The organism is Microcystis sp. Msp_OC_L_20101000_S702 (genome assembly GCF_007095705.1).
In the GTDB taxonomy this organism is placed as follows: Bacteria; Cyanobacteriota; Cyanobacteriia; order Cyanobacteriales; family Microcystaceae; genus Microcystis; species Microcystis ichthyoblabe_A.
On the sequence record NZ_SFBO01000028.1, the window covers coordinates 1 to 14,329 of the forward strand.

9 protein-coding genes and 1 CRISPR repeat array are annotated in these 14,329 nt (G+C 44.3%); of the genes, 6 read left to right on the forward strand and 3 right to left on the reverse strand.

Annotated elements, in window-relative coordinates:
* Positions 1–207: 207 nt before the first annotated feature.
* Positions 208–2,012: a CRISPR direct-repeat array (repeat unit 35 nt; unit sequence CTTGCTTCCAATTCGTGAAGCGTATGAATGGAAAC).
* Between the two features lie 288 nt (positions 2,013–2,300).
* The 6 genes from EWV60_RS03325 (at position 2,301) to EWV60_RS03350 (ending at position 10,644) form a co-directional block, all read left to right on the forward strand.
* Positions 2,301–3,992 (forward strand): Cas10/Cmr2 second palm domain-containing protein, encoded by a 1,692-nt coding sequence (locus EWV60_RS03325; protein WP_287230941.1) that lies wholly within the window; start codon positions 2,301–2,303, stop codon positions 3,990–3,992.
* Between the two features lie 474 nt (positions 3,993–4,466).
* Positions 4,467–5,471 (forward strand): CRISPR-associated protein, encoded by a 1,005-nt coding sequence (locus EWV60_RS03330; protein ID WP_287230944.1) that lies wholly within the window; start codon positions 4,467–4,469, stop codon positions 5,469–5,471.
* On the forward strand, positions 5,472–6,350 hold the full coding sequence (locus tag EWV60_RS03335; protein ID WP_287230945.1) for an RAMP superfamily CRISPR-associated protein: 879 nt from the start codon (positions 5,472–5,474) through the stop codon (positions 6,348–6,350). It abuts the gene before it with no gap.
* A gap of 293 nt (positions 6,351–6,643) precedes the next feature.
* Entirely contained in the window at positions 6,644–7,114 is a 471-nt protein-coding gene (locus EWV60_RS03340) for a hypothetical protein (protein WP_194013702.1), read from the forward strand.
* Position 7,115: 1 nt separating this feature from the next.
* Positions 7,116–8,861, forward strand: coding sequence for an RAMP superfamily protein (locus tag EWV60_RS03345; protein ID WP_287230949.1), 1,746 nt, complete (start codon positions 7,116–7,118; stop codon positions 8,859–8,861).
* Positions 8,862–9,105: 244 nt separating this feature from the next.
* Complete coding sequence (locus tag EWV60_RS03350) at positions 9,106–10,644, forward strand: hypothetical protein (protein WP_287230952.1); 1,539 nt, start codon at positions 9,106–9,108, stop codon at positions 10,642–10,644.
* 501 nt (positions 10,645–11,145) lie between these two features.
* Here EWV60_RS03350 and EWV60_RS03355 read toward each other — a convergent pair.
* The 3 genes from EWV60_RS03355 to EWV60_RS03365 form a co-directional block, all read right to left on the reverse strand.
* Positions 11,146–11,523 (reverse strand): DUF5615 family PIN-like protein, encoded by a 378-nt coding sequence (locus EWV60_RS03355; protein WP_193979061.1) that lies wholly within the window; start codon positions 11,521–11,523, stop codon positions 11,146–11,148.
* A 5-nt stretch (positions 11,524–11,528) separates the two neighbouring features.
* The gene (locus tag EWV60_RS03360; protein ID WP_002753696.1) at positions 11,529–11,963 is read right to left on the reverse strand and encodes a ribbon-helix-helix domain-containing protein; all 435 of its coding nucleotides are present in this window, start codon (positions 11,961–11,963) and stop codon (positions 11,529–11,531) included.
* A gap of 483 nt (positions 11,964–12,446) precedes the next feature.
* Positions 12,447–14,171, reverse strand: a complete 1,725-nt coding sequence (locus tag EWV60_RS03365) for a diflavin flavoprotein (RefSeq protein WP_287230958.1) — start codon at positions 14,169–14,171, stop codon at positions 12,447–12,449.
* Positions 14,172–14,329: the final 158 nt, after the last annotated feature.

Consider the following 14,329-nt stretch of genomic DNA (forward strand, 5'->3'; position numbering starts at 1 on the left):
TCGGTTATCAACATTTTTCGCGGGTTAGACACAATGGCTGAAAATCTAGAGTTTTCGTTGAGGTGCGTCGATGCCTTGTCCAGTAAGGCTTTGAGCCTGATGACCGAGGTGACTATTGAAAATTATTATTAATAATGTCTATGCTTTTCAATATCCCACGAAAAATCGTTGTACAATCCTTGTACAGCCTAGCTTTGCAAAGCTAGTCTTGCTTCCAATTCGTGAAGCGTATGAATGGAAACTTGGAATACTTCCGGTCTATGCGACCAGAGAACATCTTGCTTCCAATTCGTGAAGCGTATGAATGGAAACCACGATGGGAGGCTCCTCGGGAGGCTCCTCGCAAGCACTCAACTTGCTTCCAATTCGTGAAGCGTATGAATGGAAACAGCTCGAGGCAAGCGTCGTTAGGCGACATCCCCGTTCGACTTGCTTCCAATTCGTGAAGCGTATGAATGGAAACATAAACAAGTTAGCATCTGTTTTTAATTGCTTAGGAATCTTGCTTCCAATTCGTGAAGCGTATGAATGGAAACGAAAAAGGTCGCCCAGCAGGCTTTCTCCTGCCAGTCTTCTTGCTTCCAATTCGTGAAGCGTATGAATGGAAACTCCGTCCAGTTGTGCCACCGCAGCCCGTTAGGGCGGCGTTGCTTGCTTCCAATTCGTGAAGCGTATGAATGGAAACAGTGTCTGGGACACTATTTTTCTGTGATCGCACCTCTTGCTTCCAATTCGTGAAGCGTATGAATGGAAACTCTCATTACGCGTGATGCGTGTAGCATCTGCCAGCGGCTTGCTTCCAATTCGTGAAGCGTATGAATGGAAACGTTTTCTCGGGAACAGGAACCGCTGGTTTTGCTTGCGGCTTGCTTCCAATTCGTGAAGCGTATGAATGGAAACCTGTAGGGGGGGGCGAAGGACCGCATCAATGGCCCACACTTGCTTCCAATTCGTGAAGCGTATGAATGGAAACATCACGATAGGAGAAGAACCTGCGTTTGGTTGCTTGACTTGCTTCCAATTCGTGAAGCGTATGAATGGAAACTACTGTGCTCCGTTTCATAATCAACCTCGAAAGATCCTAAGTTCTTGCTTCCAATTCGTGAAGCGTATGAATGGAAACACGATTTCCTCTTTTATCTCTGATTGGTATTCCAGAGATTCTTGCTTCCAATTCGTGAAGCGTATGAATGGAAACATCAGAAATCCTGGGAAGTCGTCGCCAGGGGCTCCAACGACTTGCTTCCAATTCGTGAAGCGTATGAATGGAAACCAAAAAGGCATAGCGCAACAAATAGCCAGAAGCTTGCTTCCAATTCGTGAAGCGTATGAATGGAAACTCCAAAGCCTTTTAGCTTCGGATTTTATAAAGTCTTCTTGCTTCCAATTCGTGAAGCGTATGAATGGAAACAATTCAATTGCACGCCGTACATTTGCCGCACCCTCGTCTTGCTTCCAATTCGTGAAGCGTATGAATGGAAACTGGGTATAACCATGAATCATAGAACTTTTTTTCTGGAATCCTTGCTTCCAATTCGTGAAGCGTATGAATGGAAACCGTATATACGGATAGCCTCTGCCAAGGAAATTTTTTCTTCTTGCTTCCAATTCGTGAAGCGTATGAATGGAAACAATGCCTGATAATTAGCTCTCCCGGTCATTTGTAAGGCATCTTGCTTCCAATTCGTGAAGCGTATGAATGGAAACACAAAGCTTGCCGCGGTGATAAGCTGATTGGCGTTTTCCTTGCTTCCAATTCGTGAAGCGTATGAATGGAAACCCAACTGTCTTCGAACAACTTGCAGGGAAAAATACTGTATCCTTGCTTCCAATTCGTGAAGCGTATGAATGGAAACCTACATTAGGACTAAAAGGGCTTGTTGACATTGGTTTGATGTCAACTTGCTTCCAATTCGTGAAGCGTATGAATGGAAACCTACGGAATCGAATTTTTAAATTAGGAGATTCCCCCCGCGCCTTGCTTCCAATTCGTGAAGCGTATGAATGGAAACAATGTGTAGGGTTAATTCATGAATTAACCCTACAATTTTTTTAATTCCAATTAGTTAAGTGCCTGAATAGAAACGATGCTTAATTAAGAAAAATCAATAAAAATAAAGATTGTTTAAGAAAAATTATTTAAAATTAACACAATAATTAGAAATTTAGTGATAGATATAAAAGTACAAAAGAGCCAATTAATCTAACAATCCTATTTTTTTAGCCAGAGATAAGTCCTTTCTAGGTCTTTTCAAGGCTGTTGAATATACCTCTTAAACAATCGAGTTTTCTATAGCTTTATGCCCAAATATATAGCCATCACCTTCTCCCCCGTCCAAAGCTTTATTGAAAAATCCCGCAAATTGAGGGACCTGTACGGAGCCTCTCAGATTCTCTCGGATCTGACCAGTACAATCGTCACCCACCGGCCCGAGCAGTACCACCTAATTAGCCCCGGACTGCTAAACTCCCAACAGGGAATGCCCAACCGTGTTCTCCTGAAAGTCGATAGCGAAATACAGTCCTCCTCCTCCGAGGAAATCATTGCGGAACTGCAACGAGCCTTTTTAAATCGTTGGAAAAATATTCTCGCAACCTGTAGAAAATGGGTCGAAAACGCCCTCGCGCCTTACTATCGATCCTCAGAATGGAATTGGCAAAAAAGCTGGAAAAAGTGGGAAAAACGCACCTGGGAATTTTTCTGGGGCATGGGGGACGATCTAGAGTCCGCCATGGTCGATCTAGAAAATCGTAAACTCGCCCGCAATTGGCAAGGGGTGAATTGGGTCGGGGAAAGCTCTAGTCTGTCCGGGACTGACGCGATCGCTTGGTACGGGATGGATCGGGAAAACCAAGATATGAAAACGCTTGACTGGAGCGAAGAAGACCGACATATCGCCCTATTCTACCGAAGATTAGCCTTCCTTCTCGATGGAGTTAACGATCCTGACGGCCAACCCAAAGATAAACAACCGGAAGGCAAATACATCGATGGAAACGAAAGATTGAATATTCCCGAATTAACCAAACGGTTGATCACTCTCCCACATATCGCCCGCTCTCTAGGAGTTAAACTTCCCGAAGAACTTCGCCAGCGAGGATTTCGAGACCTGATCAGGAGACCGCAAGATAACCCCGCCTCAGTGGGACAAAAAACGGGCTGGTTCATGGGAGATGGCGATAAAGTAGGCGATTACCTGAAAAACCTCGGCTCAGACCAAAAAATCCGAGATTTCAGCAAGATTATGCGTCAGTGGGGACAAAAATTTCAGAGGGACTTTAACCAGACCGAACTCGGCAGAATAATTTACGCCGGAGGAGATGATTTTTTGGGCATCGTTTATAATAGCCAATTTCCCGATCCACAACTCGACTCGATCGAGATCGATCGAGTTTTCCACTGGCTACAAACCCTCGATCAACAGTGGAAAACTGGAAAAACTGAAGAAATCAATCAACGGGTGACTCTAAGTCTCGGCTTCGTTTGGGCAGCCCACAGCATTCCCCAGAGAGACGTTTTACAGCACTGTCGGGAAGCAGAACAGCGATCGAAAAAACTAGGACGCGATCGCCTCACCATCCGCGTTTTATTTAACAACGGGCAATATGTTCAATGGACAACCAGATGGAAATACTTGAACACGCTAAACCACTATCGAGATCGGGACGGCGGGAAAAACTGGGGTCATATCTATAGCGACTTTGCCCGACTAAAAGCCCGTCACGCTTTCGGTCTGGGCTATCTCGATAACCCTAGAAGCCATTCCGATGGCGCAGACTTGGAAATCCTCGATAACCTCTCCACACTCCTACAGTTTTTCGATCTATACTTTAGCGGCTATAAAGAAATTTTAGAAAAAGAAGATAATCAGATCGTCTCCCTCCCAGAGGGCGCGCCATCGAAGGACTACGCTAGGGCGATCGTTCGCTGGATAGACGAACTGATCGCGATCGGTTGGCATCTCTCGATCGGGGAAACGATCAAAAAATAATCCTAAATCCGGTTATTAAAGACCGATTATCTATTGCCATCTGCCTTGAAAATACAAGCTGAAATAACGCAAATTTGTCAATCATACTAAATCCCTTGAGTATAAGCTACATATCAGGAGAGACACTACTGCAAGGGGAGTGACTCTTAGATTATTACAGATGTGTCAGCGGCTGCGTGTAAGCATCCCACCGAAAAACTAATGCGCGGGGGGTTTGGGGGCGGCGCCACGCCCCCAACGGGGGGTTTGGGGGGTAGAACCCCCCAAAAGCTTGGATTGAGTGATAAAATCGGCAGTAATGCTAAATCCGTTGAGTATAGGCTACATATCAGGAGAGGCACTCATGCAAAAGGGGAAATAAATAATCAGTTTTTAATAACTGGATTTAGGATCAGAATATTTTCGGGCTTGGCGGCGTCAACTTTGGCATCAGGACTGCCGACCGCCTTCGTTAACTTTTCCCGCTTAAATTTTATGTTTTCCCATCTCATCATCATTAAACCCCTCGGCATGATGTACGGCAGTTCCGGCGCGTTCCTCTCCCCGGAAAACCTTGTCGGACGTTCTGGCTCTAAATTTCCCCCCGATGCCGCCACCCTATCCGGACTATTTTTCAGTGCCAATAAAACGACCCATCAGTATAGCCATCGGGAATTAAGAGACAACCTCTTCATCGCTGGCCCCTTCTGGGCCGAAACCGATAGTCTTCGTAACGTCTATATCCCGATTCCCCGCACGAAAATAATCGCCGCCAAGAAATCCGACGAATGGCGAATCATAGCTGCACCCGATCGACAAGTCGTCTGGGAGCGAGATTGCGACAAGGACTCAATAGAACCCGAATTTTCCTGGATTTCTAGTGAAGATTGGACAGAATCGGCGCAATACATCGCCGACAAAGGATTTGCGGAACTCTCACCGTGGGAATTTACCCCCATCCTACATCCCAAGCTAGAGATCGATCGACGCTGTACCGTCGAGAAGGACGGTCTGTTTTTAGAATACGCCGTGCAGATGAAGGAGGGAACCTGTTTGATCTATCTAGCCACCCATCCCCTCGATCCGGGATGGTATAAATTCGGCGGAGAAAATCATCTAGTCGAGATCGAGAGCGTTGAGATTAAACCGGATTGGGCCATCTATCAATTGCTGAGACAGCCAATCGAACAGGCCTTTGCGACGATTACTCCGGCCATCTGGGGATCGAAACGATTTTCCTCCCGAATTCCCGAACAACCCGATTTCCCCTCAGTTCAACTGCTGCTCACCGACAAACCCATCCCCTACCGTTACGGTTTAGGTGGACGCTTGGGACGGGGTAGGTATTCCGTTCCTTCGGGAAGCGTGTATGTGCTGGAAGAACCGATCGGGCGATCGTGGTGGGACTGGCCGGAAGACTGGTTTCCTAGAGAGGGGTTTCCCCTCAAACATATCGGCTGTGGACTATCTCTACCGCTAACAATAAAAGGATTGAATTGAATGTATCTAAAAGCCTACGGCATCATTGAAACCCTTGCCCCACTCCATCTGGGAGCCGCCGCCGGGGAAGAAAGCGGCAACCTTAACCTGATCTTTCGCGATCAGTTTACCCAAACGGGCATAATCCCCAGTAGTTCCCTACGCGGTCGTCTCCGCTCCGATATGTTAGCCCGTTTAACAAGCCAATACAAGAAGCGAGGGCAACCCCCGGAACAGGCCAAAACGAGCGCATTACAAGAAGTGGAACGCTGGTACGGCCGCGGTGCGGAAAAAAACCGACAGGAAAACTACGATTATGAATCGATTATCAAACCAGAACACGCCTCGATCGTCTGGCTGCCAGTTTTCTGCCCCGGACAACCGATCGTTTGGGTTAGTTGTCCGAGTTTACTGCGACGCTACCAACGCATTGCCGACGTCAAGGCAGACATCCCCCCCGCGTACACCGGCTCGCAAACTCTAAAAACCCGTTCCAAAAACAACTCTGACCCCGTACTTTTCTTCAACTTGGGGTTTATCACGGTGAGTTACCCCAATCGGGATCTAACACCCTGGTTTCCCCTCAAAAACCTGCCCGCCGTGGTGGTCGATGACAATGATATGGGTATGATCCACGATATGGCTCTCTATCGTCAGAGTCGCGTGCAGTTAGAAGAGGGGCGGAAAGTGGCGGCTAATAAAGCTTTTTTTAATGTCGAGGCAATACCAGAAGGAACAGTCCTCGCTTTTCCCCTTGCCCTTAAACCGATCGATGATAACGTTTGGGACAACTGGAAACCACTGGAACAAGATAAAACGGGGGATATTTATCTAGGGGGACTCGAATCGGTCGGCTTCGGCCACTGCATGATGACCTTGAAAAACTTATCGAAAGTTTAACCGGAAACTGTTAAGTAGGTAGGCGTTAAAAATTATCAGATGCCCCCCTTATCAAGGGGGATCCCCCCGCCTATCGGCACCCCCCTTATCAAGGGGGGCAGGGGGGATCGGCACCCCCCTTATCAAGGGGGATCGGCACCCCCCTTATTAAGGGGGGACTAAGGGGGGATCGGCACCCCCCTTATCAAGGGGGGCAGGGGGGATCGGCACCCCCCTTATCAAGGGGGGCAGGGGGGATCGAACCTAAAATCCATTTTTAATTTAATTATAACCAGCTACTTAGGAGACGCGAAATGACATGGAATCCTTATAACCTCGATCGGGCTGCCCAGGAATTGGTCTTAAAATACCGAGACAGCGACAAGGTGTTAAATGAATCCCACAAAATGAGAACCACCGTCGCCTACGGTTTAGAACGTTTTTGGGGTGAACACCTGAGATTGATCGACAAAAATGACGCTACTGATCAACAAAAAGGACGATACTGGCGAGATGTCTGGCAGAAATTCGTCGATATCTTAGAAGATGCGGGATTACGGGTTCCCCGTGGCAAGATTAATCCTCAAGATAAACCGGAAGCTCAAACCAAAGCTATCCAAGCGATCGCCAGAGAGTTCTGGAATCAAGAAACTTTTCCCCTAGAAGATCAGAGAATCGCTCTCTACGTCCTCACCCAACTTTGTGATAGCTTGGTCTGGTGGACGCAACGATACAAACAACCTAGCACCAACCCCCAAAATTCCAAGATCGAGGAGGAAGAATAAAATGCCAGACTGGTCAGATGTACCCCTCCTCTATCAAGCACAGATCGAGGGAAGATGTCAATTACAAAGACAAGAAAATAAACAAAAATCGCGAGCCTACGATTGGGTCGATCAGTGGACAAAATTTTATCATTCTGCTGACGATAGCGGTGGTCGATCCGGGCAACCCGATAACAGTAACCAATGGAGACGAAATTTATCTCCCGTCAACAGAAATAACTCCCCCGAACCACCGCAATTTAGCGAAGAAGCCAAGACGCGACCCTATACTATGACTTGGCGACTCGTCACCAATGGAGGTCAAGATGATGGCATTATCCGACCAGCTATCGGTGCGCGGGGCTATCCCTACTACCCCGGATCATCGATGAAAGGGGCTTTCCGTCGTGCCTGTACTACCGAACAAGCCCTAAAGTATTGCGGCAAACCCTCTCAAGGCGATCAGGGTTCTGAACCAGGTATTCTGCGCTTTCTAGGAGGCTATCCTACGGATAATAACTGGACTCGAAACTTAGTCGATATCGCTCATCCCCAGCAGGAAAAACAAGTTATTCAAGACGGAAAAACTAACGCTAATGTACTATTATCTTTTCACGAGGTAACTCTCAACTTCGGGATTTCCAGTACCATTCCCCTCGACGAACAAGAATGGCGAACGATCTGGCAAATTTGGGAGAAAGCGATCGGCAATGGACTCGGTTCCAGAGTTAGCGCCGGATACGGTCGCTTTAAAGATGTACCCTCACCAGAAACCCTCTTACAAGTTCATCTCAAAGGACAGGGAATCACCGCTACATTACTCGACAAAACTCCCGAATTCCGTCCCAATATGTTTAAAGCAGCCCTTCGAGGTCATACCCTACGTTTACTAGGAGGAATGACCGATGAAGAGACCGCTAAACATCTGACCCAAATCCTCTGGGGAGGCATCGACGGAGCGGCGATTCTGGGACAACTCGGCATCAGCTTCACCCACCATGATGATGATTTAAAATTTGACAAACATCGCTACACTCCCCCGGGTAAAAGCGAGCAAATTATGCCTCTATATAATCTCAAACGGGGAACTTTACAAATTTCCTGTATGAATCGTCGCACTTCCTCGGAAGATCGGCAAGAACTCGCGGAATTAGCCAAGGCAATAGTGCAATTCTCTCTCTTACTCGGTGGATTCGGCAAATCATGGCGAAGAGCGGATCACTGGCAGTTTTTCCGTCCCTATTTAGAAAAAGGCAATAAACCGATGATCGGGTGTCATTGGAAATTTATAGACTCTTCAGAATCTCTTTATCTTCCTATCACCGATTTACAACAAGATCTATCGCAATTTATCGATCGCCTTCGGACACTATTCCAGAATTACGCCGCTAAACAAGGCTATACGATTCATCCCGATAATCCTGTACACTGTGATTGGCGAGAAGCTTGGTATCCTTACGATAATCAAGGTGGGGTGCAAGTCTGGGGAAGAATTGTCGAGGATCGGATTAAAGCTATCAAATGGTTCCATCAACCTTACGAGGGAACCCACACCCTGCGGAACTTACAAGGAAGCATCGGACGGGACTCGCAAACTGGAAGACTTTGGCATCGAATTTACCCTTATTATCACTTGAATTCTGAAGGTAAACTGCAACGACAGAAACCACCGATCGAACTATTGACTTTCTTTCCCGAAACAACCGAGGATAGCGCTCATTTTATCGCTTTTCTCAACGAGCGATCGGACTTTGTACAAATTTGGTAATATTTGTCATATTTATCGGGTATGCTGAAAAAGTAGGGGCGAAGCATTCGGATAGAAAATCTACAGTTTCACCGATAGGTTATTGCCCGAATGCTTCGCCCCTACAGGACGCGGGCCGATAAAGACGCAAGGTTTTGAACGATGATCAAAATCTTGCACCTGTGAGAGCAAAACAGAACCCTAAAACCCTTACCTCGTCCATATTGCCCATTTATTCAGCAAACCCTATTTATCGGGTAAAACCATGACTACTTGGATTATCACAACGGGAAACAGCGATATTCAATTAAATACCGATGCCAATTGGATGAGAGGGGAGCGATTATTTAAGAAGGCTAGAAACAACAAACCTCTCTGTAATTGCCAGGGAGAAGGTGAAGATTTTGCCAATCTTAAACGAGAAAACGATACTAAGTCTTTTCCCGTTGCCGCTAGAGTTTTGGGATTAGTTTATCAAGGTCATGAACATTGTTATTCAGATTTAGTATTCCCTTTGCTTGATGGTTTAATTGAAAAATTTCAAGATAAAAAATCTCCCGATCGAGTTTATATCATCCTAACCGATCAAGAAGAGCTTTTTAAAACATCGGACATCAAAAATTCTTCCTGTCCTTTCTGGCAAGATACCTGTACCTTAAAACCGCTTTTTGAATGGTACTTCCAGACCAAACTTAAGCTAAAACCACATTTTATCACTTTACAGCCTTCTGTTAATAATAGAGGACTAGATCACTCTGATAAGGATACAGGACTAGATCACTGGGATCAAGTGTTAACTCTTGTCACCGAAGAGTTAAAAAAAATACGGCAAGATGATGTTTTTTACATCAGTCATCAAGCTAGTACCCCCGCTATTTCCTCGGCCGTTCAATTTGTCAGTATTGGTTACTTCTCTAACGTCAAGTTCTTGATAGTTAATCGATATTATGAAGAAAATAATATTAAAACAAGCCCCGAAATTATTCCGATTTCTAGCTATTGGAAACAATTACAAATACAGAAGGCTAAAAAATTAATCACAGATGGTTTTCCGGGATCGGCATTGGCATTATTAAAAGAGGTAGGATACAATAACTCAGAAAAAATTAAGGAGCTAGAAAGCTACATCGATCTTTTTAATATTAAAACCATAGATACTGGCGATGAATTTGATCCGAAACAAGCGATCAAGAGAGTTCGTAAAACCTTAGATTTAATCGAATATTTCTTGAAACAAGAAAACTATCTTCAAGCAATTATTCTATTATCTGCCGCTCAAGAAACGTTTTTAAAAGCTTCTATTTCACTCTACTTACAAAAACATATACCAGGAGGTTTTAAAGAATGGAACGAGAAAGGATTATCACTTAACTTAAAAGAAACAAAAATCCAGGAAGTGATTAAGCAACTTAAATTAGATAAAGCTGACAATCATAAATTTCAGAATTCTCATAAACTTTTTCCTTTACTCAAAGAATTTACGAAAACTGTAGATAATGATTATTGGCAATTATTAATTTGGTCATCCACAGAAAAAAGAGAGCATGAATTCGATCGCCGTAACCAACTAATGCACAATTTACGGGGAGTAAAAAAAGAAGAAGTGATTCTTTATCTCACCGATCCCAAAAAGTTAATCGATCTAAATCAAAACGATAGCAATCTCCCCAATAAGGTAGATGAGGTTTATAGAAACGAGATTAAAGGTAAATTTATTTCTGCATTGGAAACCCTATGTGGATGGACGGAAAATGATTATATCCCTTTAGAGCATCATCTCGAAAAATTAGCAAACTCCCTATAAAAAATAGGTTCCCCTAGTTTTTAGTTAAACTAGGGGATATTGATTACTTAGGGCTTGCTGAATAAATGTGAAATATAGACGAGGTAAGGGTTTTAGGGTTCTATTTTGCTCTCACAGGTGCAAGATTTTGAGAGAATCGTCGTTCAAAACCTTGCGTCTTCATCGGCCCGCGTCCTGTAGGGGCGAAGCATTCGGACAATAACCTATCGGTGAAACCGTAGATATTTTTCATCTTTTGGCTTTCTGTTGTTTATGCAGATTTCGATCGATCCCCAGACCAGAACGTTTAGCGCAGGTGCGATCGCATCGTGCGGTGCAACTACCGAGACTACATTACAGACAACTAACGCGGAAACCTTAATGGCGGCGATTTTGGTGATTTTCATTACTACGTCTCCATGCGTAGACAAAAATCAGGTCTTTTCGCGATGGATAATTGTAGTCATTTCTGCCACACCTTTGACTAATATAACACATCAGATCGCAATCTGTCCAAAAGAATTAGACTTTTGGCTTCAAATAAACAAGTCGGTTAGTCCAATCCTGCTTTCCTTGCAGTTCCCACAAGGCTAAAAGCGAACGGATCAAAAGACCGAAATTGCTAGGGGGAATAGACTCATAATCGATAAAAATAACGCCGCTATGACTTTTCCAAGCTTCTCCCCATTCCCACAAAACCGGGGTAATACTGTTCTGGTCGTAGGTTACTAGAGTTAATCGGGCTTCAGCCGCCGCTTTTAAGACGATTTCATCCGAATAGCCCAAATATCTACCTTTTTGCCAAGTTATTAGGGGAAAAATCGAGATTTCTGGACGTTTATAACTAATTTGTTCGGCAACCGTCGGAGAAATATGTTCATCCAATAAAAAAGATAGCATTTTAGCTATTCCCCGCTCAAATCAGCAGAAACCGTCATTGTTTCCAATTGCGGTAAGAGCCGCTTTATCGTCGTTTCATTCATCGCTTGAGCATCGGAAATCGCAGTTTGGACTTCGGACCGATAGGCTTCGGCATAGAGCAGGGCAGAGCGTACCCATTCCAGGGGTCGATGAAAATGTGCCGCCGTTTTTTCTTCATCTAGTCCGTAGCTTTGAGCGATTTGAATTACTTCCCACAGAGCCAAACTGGAGTTTTTTAGGTAGGGCTGCCGCCCCAAAGGAGAATGGCGAAATTCAATATAGGGGAACTCGCTTTCTCGGAGGGATTCCTCGATTAAAATCGCGCTGGTTTCGCTGGGGGTTTTTCCTAATCGGCGGGCTAACCTTTTCAGTCTTTCTGCTGTGTGGTCGGGCAGTCTGGTGCTAACAACTTGGGACATCAATTTTTTTAACTTTTAATTACACTGTAAACAGTGTAACTCAACTCATTCTGCCAATGCCATTAAAGAATTGACCGTTCACCGAAAAATTAGGACTAATACTAAATCCGTTGAGTACAGGCTAGTTATGAGGAGAGGCAAGAGGCAAAAGGGGGAATAAATAATCAGTTTTTAATAACCAGATTTAGTACAAGGTAGTGGCGCGGAGAAAAACCTTTTCTTTGAGTATTACCATAAGATAAATTTATATTGTTGTGACAATCTATAAGCATCTGAGGGGGTAAGACAATCGCTAAAATCCTTATTCTCTCGTTGACCCCCTCGGATGCCCTTGTACTTCTTTTGCCTATTGCCTATCCTGATATGTAGCCTATAATCAACGGATTTAGTATGACTAACTGGTTGAGAGGTTAAACAATCTCAAAAGCTGAGATCAAGCATCTTGATCTGTATTTTCTCAACCAGTCAAATCAAGCAAGAATCCTAATAATAATTACCGACTTTGCGATGGTGAACAGCCGTTAAACTATCAGGTTTAGAAACGCGACCATCGGTGACTTTATTGTAAACAATCAAGTGGTCAGCACATTCCATGCGACTAGCGACCTCACATTCTAAATAAGCGAGAGCATCGGCTAAAATTGGGGAACCATTATTAGCGGTGTGAGTATTGACTCCTGCAAAACGATCTTCCCCAGGTCCGAAACGTTTTAAAAAGTGTTTCATCAGGGTTTGATAATTGCCTTCTTCCAGAATATTTAAAATGAATTGATCCCCCACTTGCATTAAAGACTCGATCGCCCGATCTTTGGCCACAGCAACAGTAAAACCGGGAGGATCAAAACTTGCTTGCGTCACCCAAGAAGCAACCATTGCACCGCTTCTATCTCCTTTCTTGGTGGTAATAATATATAAACCACCGCTAATCCGTCCGATGGCTTTATCAAGGTCAGTATCGAGGGATTTTCTTTGTTTAACTTTTACCTCTTGGGTTAATATTTGTCCCATGTCTGTACCCGCTTCTTCACAGCGTTGATAGAGACTCTCGTTAGGAGTTTCTGCGCTACGAATGGGATCAAAAGCTTTGGTTAAACCAACTTCACGAAACTTATTAAATAGAGGTAAAATTGATTCATCATCATCCCCTTTAGATTCAAACATTCCGAGGTATTGTTTGGGGTTAACCGAGGCGAGAATTGTGCCTAGATTTCCCGTAATTTCTTGGGCATTAATACCAGAAACCGGGGGAGTACCGATGACGATTCCCACCGCAGAAGAAGCTAATTCTTTTACCTCCTGGGGATCGGCGGATTTCAGGTCTAAAGTTTCTACAGCCAAACCAGTTTTAGTAATACCTTTGGCAATCGATTGACAGAGGCGATCGCTATAACCATAGTCGGCAATGTAGAAAACAGCGACGGTTTTTTCTGCCTTAGTTTGTGCTTGACTCCAATCACGATAACGGGTCAATAATTCAGTAACATTATGTTTTAATACTGGTCCATGACCATTAGCCACGAGATTAATATTACCTAGGGGTTCCATCCGTTTCATCGCCGCTAGTACCGAGCGAGCATTAGGAGCCATTAAACATTCATAATAGAAGCGATAATCTGGTTCAATAGCACTTAATTGCTCATCGTAAAGATCATCGGAACAATAGTGCATTCCAAAAGCATCACAGGTAAATAAAATTCCCGAACCGTGATCGTAGGTAAAGATAGTATCGGGCCAGTGTAAATTAGGAGCGTTAACAAATTCGAGAATGTGACCATTGCCTAGGTCTAACTGATCGCCATTTTTGACCAGTTGACGTTGAAAGGGATGATGAACTAAATTCTCTAAAAACTGAATTGCTACCTTCGACCCAACGACGGTAATATTGGGAGCGAGTTGTAGCAGATCTTTGACTAAACCACTGTGATCAGGTTCAGTATGACTGATAATTAAATAATCGATTTCTTGGGGGTTAATTAATCCGTTGAGACTATCAAAATATAGTTGACGGAATTTTTCGTGAGAGGTATCCACAAGGGCGATTTTTTCCCCACGAATCAGATAGGAGTTATAAGTCGTACCGTTTTGTAATCCGAATTCAATATCGAAGCGATCGCGATCCCAATCGAGGGAACGAATAGCGGTGGTGTCTGCGGTGAGATCGGCCACCTGCACAGTGAGACGTTTTGTTTTGACTGGTGTAGCAACCATCGAACCCCTCCTTATTGTTAAGTTTTTTATACTTTGTCTCTATTGTGCCACGAGGAAATAAGGTATGGAGATTTATTTTCCCATAATTACTGATAACAGTTATCTTAATGGTCAGGGAGGAGTCGATCGTCGATTTGAGCAGAAACGCTCTCTAGGTA

What these genes read in the sequence shown, in the direction of transcription:
- EWV60_RS03325 (WP_287230941.1), top strand. Translation starts at nt 2,301, where the DNA reads ATGCCCAAATATATAGCCATCACCTTCTCCCCCGTCCAAAGCTTTATT.
- EWV60_RS03330 (WP_287230944.1), top strand. Translation starts at nt 4,467, where the DNA reads ATGTTTTCCCATCTCATCATCATTAAACCCCTCGGCATGATGTACGGC.
- EWV60_RS03335 (WP_287230945.1), top strand. Translation starts at nt 5,472, where the DNA reads ATGTATCTAAAAGCCTACGGCATCATTGAAACCCTTGCCCCACTCCAT.
- EWV60_RS03340 (WP_194013702.1), top strand. Translation starts at nt 6,644, where the DNA reads ATGACATGGAATCCTTATAACCTCGATCGGGCTGCCCAGGAATTGGTC.
- EWV60_RS03345 (WP_287230949.1), top strand. Translation starts at nt 7,116, where the DNA reads ATGCCAGACTGGTCAGATGTACCCCTCCTCTATCAAGCACAGATCGAG.
- EWV60_RS03350 (WP_287230952.1), top strand. Translation starts at nt 9,106, where the DNA reads ATGACTACTTGGATTATCACAACGGGAAACAGCGATATTCAATTAAAT.
- EWV60_RS03355 (WP_193979061.1), bottom strand. Translation starts at nt 11,523, where the DNA reads ATGCTATCTTTTTTATTGGATGAACATATTTCTCCGACGGTTGCCGAA.
- EWV60_RS03360 (WP_002753696.1), bottom strand. Translation starts at nt 11,963, where the DNA reads ATGTCCCAAGTTGTTAGCACCAGACTGCCCGACCACACAGCAGAAAGA.
- EWV60_RS03365 (WP_287230958.1), bottom strand. Translation starts at nt 14,171, where the DNA reads ATGGTTGCTACACCAGTCAAAACAAAACGTCTCACTGTGCAGGTGGCC.